Source organism: Micromonospora sp. WMMD987, from assembly GCF_029581435.1.
Taxonomy (GTDB): domain Bacteria; phylum Actinomycetota; class Actinomycetes; order Mycobacteriales; family Micromonosporaceae; genus Micromonospora; species Micromonospora rifamycinica.
Window position 1 is genome coordinate 376,369 of sequence record NZ_CP120861.1, and the last position, 19,034, is coordinate 395,402.

Genomic DNA, 19,034 nt, shown 5'->3' on the forward strand with positions numbered 1-19,034 from the left:
CGTCCGCCACTCCCGCCCCCGCGCCGCAGGCACCCGCCGTACCCGCGTCGGCCGGTGACGACCGCGTGGCCCCGGAGGGTGCGGCGACCGTCGGCACCGCGGGCTGAGCGCGTCGCCGGTGTGGCGCGGACGCCGAGACCCGTCCCGCCGGCCGACGGGCGCGGCGACCCGGGTGGCCCGGTGGGTGACCGAGGTGACCGCGCCGGCCGTGCTGGTCACCGGGCTGACCGTGCTGATCGGCTGGCACGGCGGGGGCGGGGTACGGGGGCTGGGCTGGGGGCTGCTCGCCACGGTCTTCGCCGCCGGTGTCCCGTGCGCGTACATCCTGGGTGGGGTGCGGCGGGGGCGGCTCACCGACCGGCACATCGGTCGGCGGGAGCAGCGCCGGGTGCCGCTGCTCCTCGGCCTCGCCTCGGCCGTCGCCGGGTTGGCCCTGCTGGCGCTGCTCGGTGCGCCGCGGGCGCTGCTGGCCCTGGTCGCCGCCGGGGTGGTCGGCCTGGTGGTGGCGGTGTCGGTCAGCCACTGGTGGAAGATGTCGATCCACGCGGCGGTGGCCGCCGGCACGCTGGTGGTGCTGGTGCTCACCTTCGGCCCCCGGCTGCTGCCCGCCGTGCCGCTGCTCGGCCTGGTCGGCTGGTCCCGGGTGCGGCTGCGCGACCACACGGTCGCGCAGGTGGTGGTGGGAGCGCTGGTGGGCGGCCTGGTGGCCGGGGTGGTCTTCGGCACGCTCTCCTGACACCCCACGGGCTCAGCGGGCCACGGCTCAGCGCTCAGGGCAGCGCTCAAGGCCACGGCTCAGGTCAGCGCTCAGGGCTCAGGGCTCAGGGCTCAGGGCGGAGCATGGGCGGGTGCAGCCGGATGGCCGGACCCCGGCGGAACAACTGGGCCGGACGGCCCCGGTCGCCCTCGGTGGCCCGGCCGACGGGGCTGACGAAGCCGGGGGTGCCGGTGACCTTGCGGTGGAAGTTACGGGGGTCCAGCCGGGTACCCCAGACCGTCTCGTAGACGGCCCGGAGCTGGGCCACGGTGAACTCGGCCGGGCAGAAGGCGCTGGCCAGCGGGGTGTACTCCAGCTTCGCGCGGGCCCGTTCCAGGCCGTCGGCGACGATCCGGTCGTGGTCGAAGGCGAGTTGGCCGGGGGTGAGCCGGGTGACCGGCACCCACTCGGCCGAGGCGGCGTCCGAGCCCGCCACCGGAGTGGGCAGGTCGGGTAGCAGGGCCAGCCAGGCCACGGTGACCACCCGGCCGCGCGGGTCGCGGTCGGGTCGGCCGTACGTGCCGAGCTGCTCCAGGTGGCCGGCCGGCTCGGGGAGCCCGGTCTCCTCGGTCAGCTCCCGGACGGCCGCGTCGGGCAGGTCCTCGTCGATGCCGACGAAGCCGCCCGGCAGCGCCCACCGGCCCAGGTCCGGTGGGATGCCCCGGCGGACCAGCAGCAGGTGCAGCTCCTCGGCGCGCACGGTGAGCACCACCAGGTCCACCGTCACGGCGAAGGGCGGGTACTCGCTCATCTCTTTATCACCACCTTGACGATAACCTAGCAGAAGGTTTATCGTCGTGAAGACGAAAAAGGGGAGGGTGCGAGACATGGCCGACGTGACGAGACGACTCTTCCTGCGCCACCTGCGTGGAACCCCGACCAACTGGGTGCGCCTGCAAGCCGGTGGGCGGGTCCGGCGGGAGGGGACCGGCCAGTCCTTCTGGTACCGGCCGCTGACCGCCGTGCTCAGCGAGGTGCCGGTGGACGACCGCGAGCTACCGCTGCTGTTCCACGCCCGGACCGGCGACTTCGCCGACATCACCGTCCAGGCCACCGTGACCTACCGGATCGCCGACCCGGCCCTGGCCGCCGCCCGGCTCGACTTCTCGGTCGACCCGCGCACCGGTCGGCCCCGGGCCCGCCCACTCGACCAGGTGGCCACGCTGCTCGCCGAGCTGGCCCAGCAACCCGCCCTCGACCTGCTCGCCCGGGTGCCGCTGGCCGAGGCGCTGACCACCGTCGCGCCGGTCCGCGAGGCGGTCTCCGCCGCGCTCGACGCCGAGCCCCGGCTCACCGACATCGGCGTCGCCGTGGTCAGCGCCCGGGTGGTCGCCGTCCGGCCCGAACCCGAGCTGGAACGCGCCCTGCAGACCCCCACCCGGGAGGCGGTGCAGGTGCAGGCCGACCGGGCCACCTACGCCCGCCGGGCACAGGCCGTCGAGCAGGAACGCGGCATCGCCGAGAACGAACTCCAGAACAAGATCGAGCTGGCCCGGCGGGAGCAGCAGCTCGTCGAGCAGCACGGGGCGAACACCCGTCGCCGGGCCGAACTCGACGCCGCCGCCGAGCTGGCCACCGCCCACGGCAAGGCGGAACGGGAACAGGTCGCCAACGCCGCCGCCGCCGAGCGGGCCCGGGTGCTCGCCACCGCCGAAGCGGAGAAGGAACGCCTGCTCGCCGGGGGCGCCGCCGACCGGGAGCGGGTGCTGGCCCTGGCCAAGGCCGAGACGGTACGCGCCGTCGGCGCCGCCGAGGCCGAGGCCGAGGCGGCGAAACTGGCCGCGTACGCCGAACTGCCGCCGGCGGTGCTGCAAGCCCTCACCGTCCGGGAACTCGCCGGTCAGCTCCCGCAGATCGGCCAGCTCACCGTCACCCCGGACCTGCTGGCCGACCTGCTCGGCCGGCTCACCGGGCCGACCGCGACGGTCGACCGGTGAGCGGCACCCTGGCCCCCCGGGTGGTGGTGGTCCGCCGCCCCAGCGAGCTCGACGAACTGCTCGCCCGGCACGGCACCCGGGCGGCGGCCCAGTGGTACCTGCGCGCCCGGGGGCGGGACCTGGCCGAGGTGATCGAACGGCACGAGGCCCTCCAGGTGGCGCTGACCGCCGTCGCGGCCGCCGTCCCCGCCGGATGGCGACGCGGCACCGTGGACCGGGACGACCTGCCCCGGTTCCTGTTCGGCCCGGAGGACGTGGTCGTCGCCGTCGGCCCGGACGGCCTGGTGGCCAACGTGGCGAAGTACCTCGGTGGGCAACCCGTCGTCGGTGTCGACCCGGAGCCCGGCCGCAACGCCGGTGTGCTCGTCCGGTGCACCGGCGACCAGGTGGCCGCCCTGCTGCCGGCGGTGGTCGCCGGCACCGCGCCGGTGCGCCACCGGGTCATGGTCCGGGCCACCCTCGACGACGGGCAGGAGCTGGTCGGCCTCAACGAGGTGTACGTCGGGCACCCCTCCCACCAGTCGGCCCGGTACCTGCTCGACGTGGCCGGAGACGGCCGACCCCGCCGGGAACGGCAGTCCTCCTCCGGGGTGGTCGTCGGCACCGGTACCGGGGCCACCGGCTGGTGCGCCTCGATCGCCCGGGACCGACCGACCGCCCTCACGCTCCCCGCCCCGCAGGAGGCGGCCCTGTGCTGGTTCGTCCGGGAGGCGTGGCCCTCCCCGGCCACCGGCGTCGACCTGGTCGCCGGCCGTCTCGACGGCACCGGCGCGCTGGAGCTGACCGCCGAGTCCGACGGTCTGGTGGCCTTCGCCGACGGGCTGGAGGCCGACCGGCTGACGCTGCGCTGGGGCCAGCGGATCCGCCTCGACGTCGCCCCCGGCCGGCTGGCCCTGGTCGAACCCTGACCGGCGGCCGGCCCGGTCAGGGCGTGTCGTCGCCGAGGCGCTGCCGGTTGGCCTCGATCCAGGCGTCCAGGGCCACCGGGTCGTCCGGGTCCACGCCGTCGGCCATCAACTGGGCCACCGCCGCCGTCGCCGGGCTGCGCCGCTCGCCGGTCGAGTAGAGCCGGGCGAACTCGGGCACCAGCTCCTCGATCGCCTCGTCGGTCTGCGTACCGGCCCGCTCGGGCAGCCCCCGCCGTTGGGCCGCGAACGCCGCCCAGGCACGCAGCACCCGGGGCAACAGCGCCGCGTCGTCCATGTCCAGCACGGCCCGCCGGTGCACCCAGTCGAGCAGGAACAGTCCGGCCACCGCCGGGCTCCACCGCAGCGGGTCGGCGTCCGGGAAGCTCGCCGAGTGGTCGAAGAGCAACCCCAGGCAGAAGTGCAGCGAGGCCAGTTCGGCGTCGCCGTCGAGGGTGTTCAGCCGGTGCCGGGCCGCCGCGGGAGAGGCCAGGAAGGCGCGGACCAGTGTGGTGCGCTCGTCGGTGCCGAGCGGTTCCGCGGGCCAGCCGGCGGTGTCCGCGCTCGGCTCCGGCAGCACCGCCAACCGTGCCCCGACCAGCGCCCGGTCGGTGGCGAGCGATCCCTCGGCGGGCAGGTCGCCGAGGTCGTCGGTGATCGCCAGGTGGCGGCCCACCTCGCCGTGCATCCGGGCCGGGTCCTCCTCGCGGAACCAGGTCAGGTCGTCGTCGGCGCACATCTGCCGGACCTGCTCCAGAATCCGCTCGGCCGGTCCGCCGACGAAGACGTCCTTGGTGATGCCGATGTTGTGGTCGACCAGGGCGACCAGGGCGTGCTCCGGGCCGCCCGACGCGTCGTCGTAGGCGAAGGTGGCCAGGTAGGAGGTCTGGTCGCCGTACACGTCGCCGTACGACCAGGTGCCGGTGAGGTGGACCCGGCCGAGCTGAGCGGCCCAGGCCGGCGCCTGCGCGCCGGGGCGGACCTTGGCCGCACCCTCGGCATCCGGGACCAGCGCGGCGAAGACCTGACGGATGGTGGTGGCGGCGGCCGTACGGCGGCGGGAGGTGGCGGCGAGGAAACCGGAGACGAAGTCCCGGACCGCCGTCTCCCGGTCGGTCTCGGCGATCGCGTAGACGCTGCCCAGCAGCGCCGTGCCGAGCATCTCGGCGTCGAGCGCGCAGTCCAGCCTGGTCACGTCGCGGGCCGCGGAGAGCACCGCGTCGTAGGGGGTCTGTGGCGTGGCCATGGCACGACCCTACGCCGCCGGGCCGCCCCGGACACCCGTGCCGACGGCGGCGTTCAGCGGCGGCTGGCCGGGCGTCCGCCGACGGGCGGTGTGCGGCGGCCCACGTCCGGCCGCGGGCCGGTCACCGGGCGGCTTCCTCCCAGGACTGGCGGGCGAGGGCGTACCGGTCGAGGATGGCCCGTACCGGGACGAGGACGTACTCCGCGCCGATCCGGGCCACCTCGTCGGTGAGCCGCCGCTCGGCCCGCTTCCGGGCCCGCCGGGCCGCCCAGCGGATCACCGGCCGGGTCACCGCGGCCAGCAGCAGGCCGGCGAGCAGACCCCCGAGCAACAGCACGGTGGGCAGCGGCGCCTCCCCCACCCGGGGGTACTCCAGGGCCGGCAGCCCGAGGGCGCGCAGCGCATAGCCGAGCACCAGCCAGCCCAGTCCGGCCACGGCGGCGAGGGTGACCAGCCACTGGAGGGCACCCACCACCCGCCACCAGAGCGGCCGGCGGTCCATGCCCAGGTCGGTGCCGGCGACCGCCCCGTCCAGCGCGTCCGGCAGGTCGGCCAGCCTCGACCGGGCGGCGGCGGTCACCGCGACCGGCCACGGGGCCGGCAGCTCCCCGCCGGACCGGTCGGCGACCGCCCGGATGGCCAACCCGAGGGCGGACTGCTGGGCGGCCGTCGGCTCGGGCACCGAGGTCGCCGCGAGCACGGGCTCCCCCGCCCGCTGCGGGTCGGTGTCCGGGCCGGGCAGGTGCAGCCGGCGCAACGGATCGGGGCGCAGCCTGCGCCAGCCGCGTACCAGTGGCCAGCCGGTGGCCCCACCGGCCCGGTGCCGGTACGCCCCCTCGACCGCGCCCACCACCGCCGGCACCCCGGCCGCGTCGGCCAGCGCGCGGTCCAGGACTCGGACCGTCCCGGTGTCCGGGACGTGCCCCGGGGCCTCGACGGCGACGAGTTCGCCCAGCGTGGCCACCACCGTGTCGGCGTCACCGGAGAGCCGGCGCAGCGCCGCCTGCCGGTCCGACACGGCCCGTTCCAGCGCCTCCCGCAGCCCGGTCATCCCGGCGGGCTCGACCGCCGTGGTGGCCAGCAGCGGCACCCCGTCGAGCCCGTCGGCGTCGAGCAGCCGGCGCAGGTCGGCCAGCACCCGGGGCAACTCGGCCGGGGGCAACCGGTCGGCCTGGTTGAGCACCACCACGGTCACCTCCCGGTGCCGGTGGAACTCGCGCAGGTAACTGGTGTGGACCACCCGGTCGGCGTACTTCTGTGGGTCGACCACCCAGACCACCAGGTCGACCAGGCCGAGCAGCCGGTCCACCTCCAGCCGGTGGGACCGCTGCACCGAGTCGAAGTCGGGCAGGTCGAGCAGGATCAGGCCGTGCAGGGCGGACTCGTCGTCGCCGTCCAGCGCGCTCTCCCGGACGAACCGGTGCCGGGGCAGCACGCCGACCCAGTCGAGCAGCCGGTTGCCGCCGTCCAGCGGCCCCCACACGCAGGCGTGCGCGACCCCGGTGGTGGGGCGGCGCACCCCGACCGGGGAGAGTTCCAGCCGGGCCAGGGCGTTGAACAGGCTGGACTTGCCGCTGCCGGTCGCGCCGGCCAACGCCACCACGGTGTGGTCCCGGGACAGCGACAACCGGGTGCCGGCCCGTTCGACCAGGGTGTGCGCGCCCACCAACTGGCCGTCGGGCACCTCGCCGTCGACCACGTCGAGGAACCGGCGGATCGCGTCCAGTCGGCTCACCAGGGCGTCGGCGTCGACGCGGTGGTCACCCCGGAGCGCCCCGCGCATCCGGCCGACGATGTTGGTCAACGGGTGCCGTCCTCGGAGGTCGGTGTCGGGATCGGCAGGGCCTGGCCGGGCGAGCCCGCGAGCCCGCTGTGGTGCCGGGCCACCTCGACCCGGCCGGCGGCCCGGCGCAGCCCGGCGGCGTCCTGCGTGCCGGTCCGGGCCGCGTCGGTACGGCTCAGGTAGCGGGCCGCCTCCTCGTCGAGCAGCGCGCGGACCCGGTCCAGCAGGTCGCCCCGGGCCTTCGCGGCGAGGGTACGCACCGCCTGGTCGCCGAAGATCGCCTGGAGCACGGCCTGCGCGGCGACGGTGGTGCCCGCCCCGGTGGCCACCTCCAGCCCGGTCGGGATGAAGGCGGTGGAGGCGAACACGGCGATCATCACGGCCAGCCCGGTGGCGTTGACCGCGTACGCGGCCGTCCGGGCCACGAACCGCCGGTCGCCGCCCTCCTCGCGGACCAGCTCCAACACCGCGCGCTGCCAGTCCCGGACCAGCCGTTCGGCCCGTTCGGGCAGGTCGGCCCCGGCGTGCGCCAGCGGCGGGTCGAGCAGCGCGGCCCCGGCCGGATGGGCCTTCCAGACGGTGTACGTGTTTTCCGCCGCCTCGGCGGCCACCCCGCGCAGCAGCGTGACCAGCTGCGATTCGATGGCGTTGCGCAGCTCGGTGGCGGGGGTGGCGGGCCGGCCGGTGACGGCGGCCACGAGCCGGTCGCGCAGCCGGCCGATCCGGGCCTCCAGCGTCCGGAAGAACTCCCCGGTGCCGACGAACTCCTGCCAGCGGGCGAGCACCTCGCCGCGGAGCAACCGGCCGTCCTGCAACCCCTCGGCCACCGTACGGCGCGCACCCGCATAGGCGGACCGGACCCGGTCGTCCAGCGCGTCGGCGGCGGCCACCTGCTCGTCGGCCGCGTCGGCGAGCGCCTCCACGGTCGGGTGCAGCGAGGCGAGCGCGCCGTCGAGGGTCTGCCGGACCACGGCGGCGCGGGCCTCGGCGTCGGCGGCGAGCCCGGCGAACCAGCTGCCCAGGGGTGCGGTGACCCGGTCGGGCAGCAGGCCCTGGCCGTCGACCCAGGTCTCCGGCAGCACGAACAGCGGCGCCGCGCCCAGCTCCTGGGCGGCGAGCATCTCGGACAGGTGGGCGGCGATCTCGTCGGCGGCCTCGGGCGGCACCCGGTCGAGCACCATGGCGATCGCGGCCCCCCGGGAGCGGGCGGTGCGCAGCAGCTCCCACGGGACGGCGTCGGCGTACCGGGCGGCGGTGGTGACGAAGAGCCAGAGGTCGGCGGCGGCGAGGAGCTGGCCGGCGAGGGCCCGGTTGGCGTCGACCACCGAGTCGATGTCGGGGGCGTCGAGGAAGGCCAGCCCGGCGGGGAGCGCCGGGGCGGTGACCAGGTGCAGCGTGCCCGGATCCTCGCTGGGCTCGTTGGTGCGGGTCAGGCCGGGCAGCAGCTCGCCCTGCCGGAACCAGGCGGAGTCGGCCGGGTTGCAGACCAGCACCGGGGAGCGGGTGGTGGGGCGGAGCACCCCGGCGGCGCTCACCCGGGCCTGCACCAGGCTGTTGACCAGGGTCGACTTGCCGGCACCGGTGGAACCGCCGACGACCACGAGCAGCGGGGCGTCGAGCCGGGCGAGTCGGGGCAGCAGGTAGTCGTCGAGCTGGTCGGTCAGCGCACGGGCGGTGTGCCGGGCCGGCTCGGCCGAGGGCAGCGCCAGCGGGAACCGGGTCGCGTCGATCGCGGCCCGCAGGCCGGTGAGGGCGGCGGGCAGGCCGTCCCCGGCGGGTCCGGGTGGCGTTTCGTCGATCTCCGACGGCCCGGTGCGGGCGGCGACGGTGGGCGCAGCGGACCGGGTGGCGGGATCGCCGTGCGTCGTCACCGCTAAAGCGTGCCCGACCGAGGCAACAGAGACAACCGGAGGGTAGTAACGGACAGGTTGCGTCGGGTCGGCTCAACTCGACTTGCACTTTGGCGATCCCGTGGCACTATTGAGTCACGTTCACTCAACTTGTGGTGCGGTCGCTGCGGGCGACCCTCCCGGGCAGGCCCTCCGACCTGCCCACCCGTAACGAAGCGAGGAAGCGAAGATGGCACGTGCGGTCGGTATCGACCTCGGCACGACGAACTCCTGCGTCAGCGTTCTCGAGGGCGGTGAGCCCACCGTCATCGCCAACGCTGAGGGCTCGCGGACGACCCCGTCGATCGTCGCGTTCGCCCGTAACGGCGAGGTGCTCGTCGGCGAGGTCGCCAAGCGCCAGGCGGTGACCAACCCGGACCGGACCATCCGGTCGGTCAAGCGGGAGATCGGCACCAACTGGACCGTCGACATCGACGGCAAGAAGTACACCCCGCAGGAGATCTCGGCGCGCACGCTGATGAAGCTCAAGCGGGACGCCGAGGCGTACCTGGGCGAGCAGATCACCGATGCGGTGATCACCGTTCCCGCCTACTTCAACGACGGCCAGCGTCAGGCCACCAAGGAGGCCGGTGAGATCGCCGGCTTCAACGTGCTGCGGATCGTCAACGAGCCGACCGCGGCGGCCCTGGCCTACGGGCTGGACAAGGGCTCCAAGGAGCAGACCGTCCTCGTGTTCGACCTGGGCGGCGGCACCTTCGACGTGTCCCTGCTGGAGCTGGCCGAGGGCGTCGTCGAGGTCAAGTCGACCAGCGGTGACAACCAGCTCGGCGGCGACGACTGGGACCAGCGGGTCATCGACCACCTGGTGAAGACGTTCCGGGGCGAGCACGGCATCGACCTGGGTCAGGACAAGATGGCCCTCCAGCGGCTCCGCGAGGCGGCCGAGAAGGCCAAGATCGAGCTGTCCGCGGCGGCCACCACCAACATCAACCTGCCGTACATCACCGCCGGCTCCGCCGGCCCGCTGCACCTGGACGTGACGCTCAGCCGCGCCGAGTTCCAGCGGATGACGCAGGACCTGCTGGACCGCTGCAAGGGTCCGTTCGAGCAGGCCGTGAAGGACGCCGGCGTCAAGATCTCCGACGTCGACCACGTGATCCTGGTCGGCGGCTCCACCCGGATGCCGGCCGTCACCGACCTGGTCAAGCAGCTCACCGGCCGCGACCCCAACAAGGGCGTCAACCCGGACGAGGTCGTCGCCGTCGGCGCGGCGCTGCAGGCCGGTGTGCTCAAGGGCGAGGTCAAGGACGTCCTGCTGCTCGACGTGACCCCGCTGAGCCTGGGCATCGAGACCAAGGGCGGCATCTTCACCAAGCTCATCGAGCGCAACACCACCATCCCGACCAAGCGCTCCGAGGTCTTCACCACGGCCGACGACAACCAGCCGTCGGTGCTGATCCAGGTGTTCCAGGGCGAGCGCGAGATCGCGGCGTACAACAAGAAGCTCGGCACCTTCGAGCTGACCGGCCTCCCGCCGGCGCCGCGCGGCGTGCCGCAGGTCGAGGTCACCTTCGACATCGACGCCAACGGCATCGTCAACGTGCACGCCAAGGACCTGGGCACCGGCAAGGAACAGAAGATGACGATCACCGGCGGCTCCTCGCTGCCGAAGGACGACATCGAGCGGATGCGCCGGGACGCCGAGGAGCACGCCGACGACGACAAGCGTCGCCGGGAGGAGGCCGAGGCCCGCAACGTGGCCGAGGCGCTCCAGTGGCAGACCGAGAAGTTCCTCGCCGAGAGCGGCGACAAGCTGCCCACCGAGAACCGGGACCAGCTCAACGAGGCCCTCGGTGAGCTGCGCGGCGCGCTCGGCGGCCAGGACATCGAGAAGATCAAGGCGGCCCACGAGCGGCTGGCCCAGGTCTCCCAGCAGGCCGGTTCGCTGCTCTACTCGCAGCAGGCCGAGCAGGGCGAGCAGCCGGGCGAGGCCGGTCCGGGTGCCGGCGCGGCCGGCCCTGGCGCGGCCGGTGCGGCCGGCGGCCCGAAGGCCGGCGGCGCGGACGACGTGGTCGACGCGGAGATCGTGGACGAGGACAAGAAGTGACGGTCCACACCGGCACCGCACAGGGATCGAGGTAGTCGTATGACGGAGAAGCCACGAGCCGCCGACCCGGGCGCCTCCGGGTCGGCGCCGGGTGGCTCCGGGCCCGCCGACGACGGGCCGCGGGTCGTCATCCGGGACAACCGCAAGCTCGGCAAGACCGAGGAGACCCCCGCCGCCGCCGACGCCGGGGCGGACGTCCCCGCCGAGGGGCTGGTCGAGGACGCCGAGGTGGTGGTCGACGAGATCGAGGCCGAGGCGACCACGCTCGACGACCCGGCGCCGACCGGCCCGCCGGTGGTGGACGCCCCCGCCCAGCCGGTCGACGGCAGTGCGACGGGTTCGCCGCTCGGCGCCGAGCTGGAGGCCGTCCGTACCGAGTTGGACGAGCGGACCCGGGACCTGCAACGGGTGTCGGCCGAGTACGCCAACTACCGCAAGCGGGTGGACCGGGACCGGGGCGTGGTGCAGGAGCAGGCGACCGGCTCGGTACTCGCCGCGCTACTGCCGATCCTGGACGACCTGGACCGGGCGCGTGAGCACGGTGACCTGGTCGGGCCGTTCGGCACGGTGGCCGAACAGCTCACCACGGCGCTGGGCAAGTTCGGCCTGACGCCCTTCGGTGAGCAGGGCGACCCGTTCGACCCCACCCGGCACGAGGCGGTCGCGCACCAGACCTCGCCGGACGTCGACGAGCCCACCTGCGTGCAGGTGATGCGCCGGGGATACCTGCTCGGCGAGCGGCTGCTGCGGCCGGCCATGGTCGCGGTCGCCGACCCGGAATAGTGCACGGCCATCCGGTCGCCCCGCCCGCCGTCCCCGGCGGGCGGGGCGACCGGGCCACATCTCACTGAAGGGGGTGGACCGGTGAGCTCCAAGGACTGGATCGAGAAGGACTTCTACGCCACGTTGGGCGTGGAGAAGTCCGCCTCCTCTGACGAGATCAAGAAGTCGTACCGGAAGCTGGCCCGGGAATCGCACCCGGACCACAACCCCGGCGACCCGCAGGCCGAGGAGCGGTTCAAGGGCGTCTCCGAGGCGTACGCGGTGCTCGGCGACGACACCAAGCGCCGCGAGTACGACGAGATGCGCTCGCTGTTCGGCTCGGGCGCGTTCCGCCGGGGCGCGGGTCAGCCCGGCGGTGCCCCGTTCGACGTCTCCGACCTGTTCGGCGGTGGCGGTGGCGGGGACGGCAGGTTCGGCGGCGGCGGCTTCACCGACCTGTTCAGCTCGATCTTCTCCGGCGGTGCCGGTGGTCCCGGTGCGTCCCGGGCGCGTGGCCCGGCCCGGGGCCGGGACGTGGAGGCCGAAGTCTCCCTCGACTTCGGCGACGCCGTCCGGGGCGTGACCCTGCCGTTGAGCCTGCGGGCACCCGGGATCTGCGACACCTGCCACGGCAACGGCGCCAGGCCGGGCACCCAGCCGACCACGTGCCCGGTCTGCCGTGGTGCCGGGGTGACCACCCGTGACCAGGGGTCGTTCAGCTTCTCCGAGCCGTGCCGCAACTGCCAGGGCGTCGGGACGATCGTCGAGGAGAAGTGCCCCGAGTGCCGGGGCACCGGCGGGGTCACCAAGACCCGCACGCTGAACGTCCGCTTCCCCGCCGGGGTGGCCGACGGCCAGCGCATCCGGCTGACCGGGCGGGGCGAGCCGGGCCAGCGCGGCGGGCCGGCGGGCGACCTGTTCGTGCAGGTGAAGGTCCGCCCGGACGACCTGTTCGGGCGTACCGGCGACGACCTGACGCTGACCGTGCCGGTCACCTTCGCCGAGGCGGTGCTCGGCACCGACCTGCGGGTGCCCACGTTGGACGGCGCGGTGACCCTGCGCGTCCCGCCGGGCACCCCGTCCGGGCGGGTGCTGCGGGCCCGGGGTAAGGGTGTGGTCCGGCGGGACGGCCAGGCCGGCGACCTGCTGGTCACGCTGGACGTGGTGGTGCCGGCGACGGTGTCGGACGAGGCGCGGGCGGCCCTGGAGTCGTTCGCCGCCGCGACGCCGCCGGCGGCCCGGGAACATCTCGACGCGCGGGTGCGTCGGGTCGGTTGACCGGTGGACGGGTGCGGAGGTGAGTGGGATGTCGGACGGGTTCGTCGGTTCGGGTGACCCTGCCTACGAGGCCAAGGTGCTGATGATCTCGGTCGCGGCACGGATGGCGGGCATGCACCCGCAGACGCTGCGTCAGTACGACCGGCTCGGTCTGGTGCAGGCCGGTCGGGCGGCCGGTGGCGGGCGACGCTACAGCGTGCGCGACGTGGTGCTGCTGCGCGAGGTGCAGCGGCTCAGTCAGGACGAGGGCGTCAACCTGGCCGGGGTCAAGCGGATCATCAGCCTGGAGCGCCTGGTGGAGCAGGCCCAGCAGCGGGTGGCCCGGCTGGAGGCGGAGCTGGACGCCGCGTACCGGCGGATCGCCGAGCTGGAGACGCTGGCCAGCGGTTTCTCCCGCGGTGACCTGGTGCCGACCAGCCGTACCTCGACGGCGCTGGTGGTCTGGCGTCCCCGCCGCACCCCCGACCGCTGACCGCCGGCCCGCCCGGTGTGCCGGGTGGGCGCGGCGGTGCCCCGGTGCCGGACGCCGCCGTGTCGTGGTCGGCGGGCTGGACGGGTGGGCGTGGTGCCGGCGGGGATCGCGGATTCCGCAGCGGCACGGCGGCTGCTCCGCTAACCTCTCAATCAGGACCGACCGGATAATCCGGGCTCCGATGGCGGGGGGAACCGTGGCGGAATCGGCGAAGAAGGTGGCCCGGCAGGCCGAGAAGCGGCTCGACAAGGTGGCCGAGAACGTCCGGGAGCAGTTCGACCGGGTCACCGGGGGCAAGTTCTCCGACACGGTGAAGAACGGCAGGTTCGCCGACCCGGCCGACCGGGGCGTGGACCGGGGGCGGGCCGAGGAGCAACACCGGGACCAGGGCGGACCGGAACGCTGACGATCCACCGACGTGCGGGCCGGGATCCACGGGGGATCCCGGCCCGTTCGCCGTCCTGCCGCCCGATCACCCGCCTACCCGGACGACTCGCCCGCTGGGCCTCCGTAGATTGCAGAGAGTAACCTTCTGTAAGGTTGCCCATCGTGACCGAGGCGGCTCCCCCTGCCTGTCACCCTGCTCCGCTTTGCTCTGCTGCCATCGCGGCACCACCCAATTTGGCCTGCAGTTGAGCATTGAGAGCGCTCTCTGCTCGAATCAAGATGCGGCTACCCATCGTGACTGTCGCTGTCAGGGCGGCAGAGCAAAGGGTGCGGGGGTGGAGGGTGGGGGTGGGGCCTCGATGGCACTGCGTGATGGGCCGGAGTCGTCGTACCTCGCCGGGTCGCACAGTGGCCGCGGGGAGGGGGACGACGTGATCGCTCCGGCGGTTCGCCACCCCGGCCGGTCGCCGGGTGAAATGCGAAGGCGCCGGTACGACCGGAGGGGCCGCCGTCGGTGCCGGGCAGCCTACCCGCCGCTGCGGCCGGGCCGGGGTGCCCGGTCAGCCGAGGCGGCGGTTGTCCCGGACCAGGCCGCCCTCGCACCAGTCGTGGTAGGTGAAGAGTTCCTGCCGGGCCAGCAACACCCGGCTGTTGTGCGCCCAGTTGCGCACCAGCTCGTCGCCGTCGCGCTCGGCCTGCTCCACGAGCTTGCGGAAGCGCCGCCGGGGGTGGGCGCGGAAGTTCGTCCGGATGCCGTCGGCCGCGTAGATGTAGAGGCAGTGCAGGGCGAACCGGCGGGCCGGGCAGGCCGGATCCATGGCCAGCTCGAACAGGGTGGACACCAGGTGGTCACCGGCGACCAGCAGGTCCCAGTCCTGGGGCAGGGAGGTCAACGGCACCGAGTCGGGCTGGTACGCCCAGGCCCGTAGCTCCGTCGGCGACGGGTCGACGGGGTTGGCGAAGCCGCGGAACGTCGGACCCTGCGCGTTCACCGGCAACCTTCCGCTCGCAGCCGCGGGGGAGCCTCCGGCCACCCGCGGACCCTGGCTTGCTGGGGCGCAACGCTAGCCGTCGTCGCCCGGCCGGCGGAAGACCCCGCCGGGCGCAATTATGCAACGGAGTCCCTGGCCAGGCCGACGAAGTAGTCGACCTGGCCAGGGGATTCTCATTCGGTGGCGGCGACCGGTCTGGGGTTCCGGGCGGCGATCCGCCGCCGCAGCCGCTGCTTGAACCAGCGCATGTCGGGCAGCCGGGCGAGCATCGGCCCAGTGATCACGGTGATCAGCACGTACGCCGTGGCGAGCGCCGCCAGCTTGGGCTCGACGGTGCCGGCGGCGACGGCGAGGCCCGCGATGACGATGGAGAACTCGCCGCGTGGCATCAACGCGAAGCCGGCCCGCCAGCGGCCGGGCTCGGCGATCCCGGCCCGCCGGGCCGCCAGGTAGCCGGTGAGCAGCTTCGTCCCCATGGTGACCACGGCCAGCACGATCGCGGGCAGCAGCACCGGCGGCATGTCCCGGGGGTCGGTGACCAGGCCGAAGAAGACGAAGAAGACCGCGGCGAAGAGGTCCCGCAGCGGGGAGAGCAGCTCGGTGGCATGGTGCGCCACCGGCCCGGACAGGGCGATACCGACCAGGAACGCCCCGACGGCGGCGGAGACCTGGAGCCGGGCGGCGATGCCGGCGACCAGCAGGGTCAGGCCGAGCACCCCGAGCAGCAGGGCCTCCGGGTCCTTCGCCGACAGGGCGGCGGAGATCAGGTGGCCGAAGCGGATGGCGACCACCAGCACGACCACCACGGTGAACACCGCGATGCCCAGCGCCATCCCGCCCTTGACCAGGCCCACGCCGGCCAGCAGCGCGGTGACCAGCGGCAGGTAGAGGGCCATCGCCAGGTCCTCGATCACCAGTACGGAGAGGATGACCGGGGTCTCCCGGTTACCGACCCGACCGAGGTCGCCGAGCACCTTGGCGATCACGCCGGAGGACGAGATCCAGGTGATGCCGCCGAGTACCACGGCGGCCACCCAGCCCCAGCCGAGCAGCAGGGCGAAACCGAAGCCGGGCAGGGCGTTGAGCGCCGCGTCGATCAGACCGGCCGGGGCCGCCGAGCGCAGGTTGCCGACCAGCTCGTTGGCGCTGTACTCCAGGCCGAGCATGACCAGCAGCAGGATGACGCCGATCTCGGCGCCGACGGCGAAGAACTCCTCGCTAGCGGCCAGCGGGAGCAGACCACCGTGACCGAAGGCGAGACCGGCGAGCAGGTAGAGGGGGATGGGGGAGACGCCGAACCGGCGGCTGATCCGGCCGAGCAGCCCGAGCAGCAGCAGGAGCGCGCCGACCTCGATGAGCAGGGTCGTGGTTTCGTGCATCCGCCTCAGCCGTCCGGGTCACTGTCGGCGAGGATGGCGGTCACCCCGTCGAGACCCTGCCGGGTACCGACCACGACCACCACGTCACCGGCCGCGAAGCGGAAGGTGGGATCGGGCGAGACGTTGACCTCGCCCTGCCGGAGCACCGCCACGATCGAGGCGCTGGTGCGGGTGCGTGCCTTGGTGTCACCGAGCCGCTTGTTGACGTACTTCGACCCCGCCGGGATGGCGATCTGCTCGGTGAGCAGCCCGGCCGCCTGGTCGCGCAGACCGGAGAGCTGACCCAGCATCAGCGACGCGCCGAGGATGTCGGCCAGCGCCTCGGCCTCGTCGTCGGTCAGCGGGATGTCGTGCTGGCAGGAATCGGGATCATCCGGGTCGTAGAGGACCAGGTCGCGGCGGCCATTGCGGTGGGAGACCACTCCGAGCCGACGTCCGGACTCCGTCATCAGGTCATGACGTACGCCGATTCCCGGTAGGGCGGTCTGTTCGACACGTACTCGCACGGACGAGAGGCTATACCCTGCGCCCAAGCTGGGCCTGCTGGACGTCTGCCCTGCTCGCGCCGCCCCACCCTCACCACCGCCACCGCCCGTGTCCACCCACCCCTCGACGGGTCACCTTGCCTCGCCCGGTCACCCCTGCCCCGCCCGGCGCTGCTTCCGTCGCGCCCGGTCACCCCCGCCCCGCTCCCGCCCGACCCGGTCGCCGCGCCCGCGTCCACAGGTAGATCTTGGAAGTTTTCGGCCCCCAGGGGGGCCGTTTGCCACCAAGATTCACTCCGACTCGCCCCGGTTGGCGGGCCGGTCGGGTCAGGGCGTGGGTTTGCGCGGTGTGACGTAGGTTCCCTTGCCCTGGTGACCTTCGATGAGCCCCTCGGCCTGGAGGATCAGCAGTGCGGAGCGCACGGGTTCGGCGGACACCTCGTAGTGCGCGATCAACTCACGCAGGGACGGCAACTTGTCGCCCGGCGAGTACTCGCCGGAGGCGATCTTGTCGCGGATGTCTTGGGCGATGCGCTGACGGTCGGAAACTCGGGGCATGGCGGCAACTCCTGGTAGGCCCCAAGATCCTCCCATGGCAGGACGCGACCCGCCAAGACTTCGCGTGCTTTGCATGGTGAGTGGTTGTCTTCCAATGGTTTGCATTGTATGTTGCTTCGGCGGGGCCTTCAGCGGAAAGCCTGGTAGGCAAACCGGCCTCCGGTTGGCATCCGTGGGCTGGCACGACTGGTCCGACAAGGGCGCCGGTCGTGCCAGCCCTGAACGTGTCGATCAGGTGAAGCGGCTCTGTCGTCGTACTGCCGAGCAGGGCTGCGGCGGCAGGGCGGGCGGCCCGGTCGGACCGGTATTCCGACCGGGCCGTCCTTCCGCCCTGTCACCACCGCACCGACCCCTGTCACCACCACGCCGATCCCCATCGCCACCGCACCGACCCCTCGCACCAAGCCGATCCCTCGGAACAACCGACCGTTCAGGAGGAACCGTGATGACAGATCCACTCGTCGGGGGCGACGGTGCGGGGTCCGATCCCACTCGACAACGCCAGCGGGCCGATGGCGCTCGCATCCGGGACGACAGTTGCCGGGCGCCGTTCCGGCCCGCCGCGCCGACGGGGGGTGGCGGGGATGACCGGGCGGTACGTCGTACACCTGCCGGTCGTCGCCGCGGATCTGGAGCGGGCCAGGATGCTCGCCCGGACGGCGGCCCGCTCGCTGGCCTTCCTCGCCCACGTCGACCCCGGCGAGACCACCGTCTCGGCCGAGGACGATCAGGGGGTACGTCACCGGGTGTTCTGCGACGTCCGGCTGGAGACCGGCCGCCGGTGTGTGCTGCGGGCCGACCACGAGACCGCCTGCACCGCCCGCCTGCACCGCTGATCCGGGGCTGGTTGGTCGGTGACTGGCTGGCGGGGTACCGGTTGCGGGTGTCTTCCGCCGGATCAGGATGGCAGACGCCGCCAGGCCGCAGCCCGTCCCAGCCCTTCCGAGGCGATCGCGCCCTCACGACGTAGGCGGTCCAGCACGACCCGGATCGTCGGATCACTGATGCCGGGCAGTGCCGTGCGGATGTCGGCGACCCGGAAGATGCGCGGAGCGTGGTGGAGCACGTAGTCGAGCACCCGGTCCTGCTTCGAACCGTCCGCCCGATCCGATGCGGCTCGTTCGGCGAACGTGCGGTAGGCGTTCGCCATGATGTTGACGAAGTAGGTGAGCCACGGCCAGGGATCGGCCTCGCCGTCATGCCAGCCGTGGGTCGAGTCCAGCAGTGCCTGGTAGTAGCCGTCCGCGCTCACGGCGATCTGGTGCTCCAGGCTGACGTACCTCGACACCGAGTAGCCGGCATCCATCAGCAGCGCGTTGGTGAGTGCCCGGGTCACCCGGCCGTTGCCGTCCTCGAAGGGGTGTACGACGAGGAGATCGAGCACGAAGAGGCCGACGAGGAGCACCGGATGGTGACGTCGCGCTGTCCTCTCGGCGGTGTAACGCTCGATCAGTTCGGCCACGAAGTAGGGCGTGTCCGACGCTCGTACGGGGCGGAAGCGGACAGTCACTTCGCCGGTGGCGGTGCGGTCGACGACGACGTTGTCCTCGGTTTTGAACTGACCGCCTGGCGCGGCGGTGTGGGCGAAGAGCAACTTGTGCAGATGGAGCAGGAGGCCGGGATTCAGCGGTCGCCAGGCACCCTGGAAGAGGTAGTCCTGCGCGTCCCGGTAGCCGGCCAACTCCTGCTCGCTGCGACTTCTCAGGTTGGTTACCCGTCCGGCGAGGATGCGATCAGCCCGGGCGCTGTCGTTGACGACGATCCCCTCGATGGCCGACGAGGCGGTGATGCTCGCTACCCGGGCGCGGTCGGCCAACTGCTTGAGGAGCCCGGGTAGCTGGTCGCGGTAGAGATCCTCCGATCCTCGGCCGACGTCCACCGTGCCGAGTGCCGTTACGACCGGGCCGGGAACATGACCGATGCAGCGGTCCAGGTCGGCGAAGCTGAGCACGGCAGACTCCCAGAAAGTGCCTAATGAAGAAGTAGATTATTTAGTTTATTAGTTTCCTTGGGTACTTCGCTGTGCCAGGCCGGCGTGTCCGGTCCGGCTTGATGTGACCCACGCCACGTTGGCAGAGTTGAGTGGAATAGGCTCAACTCTGGTGGTGTCTCTTACTAGTGGACACGCCGATCCCG

Annotated in this window: 18 protein-coding genes; 9 read left to right on the plus strand and 9 right to left on the minus strand. The window is 73.3% G+C overall.

The window, feature by feature from the left end:
• Window positions 1-184 precede the first annotated feature (184 nt).
• The gene (locus O7612_RS01650) at window positions 185-736 is read left to right on the plus strand and encodes a phosphatase PAP2 family protein (protein ID WP_282269818.1); all 552 of its coding nucleotides are present in this window, start codon (window positions 185-187) and stop codon (window positions 734-736) included.
• 85 nt (window positions 737-821) lie between these two features.
• On the opposite strand, the gene O7612_RS01655 is transcribed toward O7612_RS01650, so the two are convergent.
• Window positions 822-1,508 (minus strand): NUDIX domain-containing protein, encoded by a 687-nt coding sequence (locus O7612_RS01655; RefSeq protein ID WP_282269820.1) that lies wholly within the window; start codon window positions 1,506-1,508, stop codon window positions 822-824.
• Between the two features lie 76 nt (window positions 1,509-1,584).
• On the opposite strand from O7612_RS01655, the gene O7612_RS01660 reads away from it, so the two are divergent.
• On the plus strand, window positions 1,585-2,694 hold the full coding sequence (locus O7612_RS01660; protein ID WP_282269822.1) for an SPFH domain-containing protein: 1,110 nt from the start codon (window positions 1,585-1,587) through the stop codon (window positions 2,692-2,694).
• Window positions 2,691-3,602 (plus strand): hypothetical protein, encoded by a 912-nt coding sequence (locus O7612_RS01665; protein WP_282269825.1) that lies wholly within the window; start codon window positions 2,691-2,693, stop codon window positions 3,600-3,602. The genes O7612_RS01660 and O7612_RS01665 overlap by 4 nt, the downstream gene beginning before the upstream one ends.
• Before the next feature lie 16 nt (window positions 3,603-3,618).
• On the opposite strand, the gene O7612_RS01670 is transcribed toward O7612_RS01665, so the two are convergent.
• From O7612_RS01670 to O7612_RS01680, 3 genes are all read right to left on the minus strand, one after another.
• Entirely contained in the window at window positions 3,619-4,845 is a 1,227-nt protein-coding gene (locus tag O7612_RS01670; RefSeq protein WP_282269827.1) for a hypothetical protein, read from the minus strand.
• Between the two features lie 121 nt (window positions 4,846-4,966).
• Window positions 4,967-6,628, minus strand: coding sequence for a GTPase (locus O7612_RS01675; RefSeq protein WP_282273755.1), 1,662 nt, complete (start codon window positions 6,626-6,628; stop codon window positions 4,967-4,969).
• Between the two features lie 17 nt (window positions 6,629-6,645).
• Window positions 6,646-8,499 (minus strand): ABC transporter, encoded by a 1,854-nt coding sequence (locus O7612_RS01680; RefSeq protein WP_282269829.1) that lies wholly within the window; start codon window positions 8,497-8,499, stop codon window positions 6,646-6,648.
• 208 nt (window positions 8,500-8,707) lie between these two features.
• Between O7612_RS01680 and dnaK the strand changes: the two genes are divergently transcribed.
• From dnaK to O7612_RS01705, 5 genes are all read left to right on the plus strand, one after another.
• Complete coding sequence (gene dnaK / locus O7612_RS01685; RefSeq protein WP_282269832.1) at window positions 8,708-10,585, plus strand: molecular chaperone DnaK; 1,878 nt, start codon at window positions 8,708-8,710, stop codon at window positions 10,583-10,585.
• A 39-nt stretch (window positions 10,586-10,624) separates the two neighbouring features.
• Complete coding sequence (gene grpE, locus O7612_RS01690) at window positions 10,625-11,368, plus strand: nucleotide exchange factor GrpE (RefSeq protein WP_282269834.1); 744 nt, start codon at window positions 10,625-10,627, stop codon at window positions 11,366-11,368.
• A gap of 81 nt (window positions 11,369-11,449) precedes the next feature.
• Window positions 11,450-12,625: a molecular chaperone DnaJ gene (gene dnaJ, locus O7612_RS01695; protein ID WP_282269836.1), complete on the plus strand. Its 1,176-nt coding sequence runs from the start codon at window positions 11,450-11,452 to the stop codon at window positions 12,623-12,625.
• A 28-nt stretch (window positions 12,626-12,653) separates the two neighbouring features.
• Window positions 12,654-13,097 carry a MerR family transcriptional regulator gene (locus tag O7612_RS01700; protein WP_282269838.1) on the plus strand — a complete coding sequence of 148 codons (444 nt, stop codon included), beginning with the start codon at window positions 12,654-12,656 and terminating at the stop codon, window positions 13,095-13,097.
• A gap of 196 nt (window positions 13,098-13,293) precedes the next feature.
• Window positions 13,294-13,503 carry a hypothetical protein gene (locus O7612_RS01705; protein ID WP_282273756.1) on the plus strand — a complete coding sequence of 70 codons (210 nt, stop codon included), beginning with the start codon at window positions 13,294-13,296 and terminating at the stop codon, window positions 13,501-13,503.
• Between the two features lie 541 nt (window positions 13,504-14,044).
• Here O7612_RS01705 and O7612_RS01710 read toward each other — a convergent pair.
• The 4 genes from O7612_RS01710 to O7612_RS01725 all read right to left on the minus strand — a co-directional run bounded on the left by O7612_RS01710 (window position 14,045) and on the right by O7612_RS01725 (window position 16,898).
• A complete protein-coding gene (locus O7612_RS01710) occupies window positions 14,045-14,476 on the minus strand; it encodes a hypothetical protein (RefSeq protein ID WP_067307642.1) in 432 nt (143 codons plus the stop codon).
• Between the two features lie 173 nt (window positions 14,477-14,649).
• The gene (locus O7612_RS01715; protein ID WP_282269843.1) at window positions 14,650-15,855 is read right to left on the minus strand and encodes a cation:proton antiporter; all 1,206 of its coding nucleotides are present in this window, start codon (window positions 15,853-15,855) and stop codon (window positions 14,650-14,652) included.
• A gap of 5 nt (window positions 15,856-15,860) precedes the next feature.
• Complete coding sequence (locus O7612_RS01720; protein WP_067307640.1) at window positions 15,861-16,361, minus strand: TrkA C-terminal domain-containing protein; 501 nt, start codon at window positions 16,359-16,361, stop codon at window positions 15,861-15,863.
• A gap of 306 nt (window positions 16,362-16,667) precedes the next feature.
• Window positions 16,668-16,898, minus strand: coding sequence for a winged helix-turn-helix domain-containing protein (locus O7612_RS01725; protein WP_282269845.1), 231 nt, complete (start codon window positions 16,896-16,898; stop codon window positions 16,668-16,670).
• A 584-nt stretch (window positions 16,899-17,482) separates the two neighbouring features.
• Between O7612_RS01725 and O7612_RS01730 the strand changes: the two genes are divergently transcribed.
• Complete coding sequence (locus tag O7612_RS01730) at window positions 17,483-17,734, plus strand: hypothetical protein (RefSeq protein ID WP_282269847.1); 252 nt, start codon at window positions 17,483-17,485, stop codon at window positions 17,732-17,734.
• Window positions 17,735-17,796: 62 nt separating this feature from the next.
• Here O7612_RS01730 and O7612_RS01735 read toward each other — a convergent pair whose 3' ends face one another.
• The gene (locus O7612_RS01735; protein ID WP_282269849.1) at window positions 17,797-18,849 is read right to left on the minus strand and encodes a Fic family protein; all 1,053 of its coding nucleotides are present in this window, start codon (window positions 18,847-18,849) and stop codon (window positions 17,797-17,799) included.
• Window positions 18,850-19,034: the final 185 nt, after the last annotated feature.

Excerpts from the sequence above, each read along its gene's own strand:
- dnaK (WP_282269832.1), top strand. The coding sequence starts at position 8,708 with ATGGCACGTGCGGTCGGTATCGACCTCGGCACGACGAACTCCTGCGTC.
- grpE (WP_282269834.1), top strand. The coding sequence starts at position 10,625 with ATGACGGAGAAGCCACGAGCCGCCGACCCGGGCGCCTCCGGGTCGGCG.
- O7612_RS01730 (WP_282269847.1), top strand. The coding sequence starts at position 17,483 with ATGACCGGGCGGTACGTCGTACACCTGCCGGTCGTCGCCGCGGATCTG.
- O7612_RS01675 (WP_282273755.1), bottom strand. The coding sequence starts at position 6,628 with ATGCGCGGGGCGCTCCGGGGTGACCACCGCGTCGACGCCGACGCCCTG.
- O7612_RS01700 (WP_282269838.1), top strand. The coding sequence starts at position 12,654 with ATGTCGGACGGGTTCGTCGGTTCGGGTGACCCTGCCTACGAGGCCAAG.
- O7612_RS01655 (WP_282269820.1), bottom strand. The coding sequence starts at position 1,508 with ATGAGCGAGTACCCGCCCTTCGCCGTGACGGTGGACCTGGTGGTGCTC.
- O7612_RS01660 (WP_282269822.1), top strand. The coding sequence starts at position 1,585 with ATGGCCGACGTGACGAGACGACTCTTCCTGCGCCACCTGCGTGGAACC.
- O7612_RS01725 (WP_282269845.1), bottom strand. The coding sequence starts at position 16,898 with ATGCCCCGAGTTTCCGACCGTCAGCGCATCGCCCAAGACATCCGCGAC.
- O7612_RS01670 (WP_282269827.1), bottom strand. The coding sequence starts at position 4,845 with ATGGCCACGCCACAGACCCCCTACGACGCGGTGCTCTCCGCGGCCCGC.
- O7612_RS01715 (WP_282269843.1), bottom strand. The coding sequence starts at position 15,855 with ATGCACGAAACCACGACCCTGCTCATCGAGGTCGGCGCGCTCCTGCTG.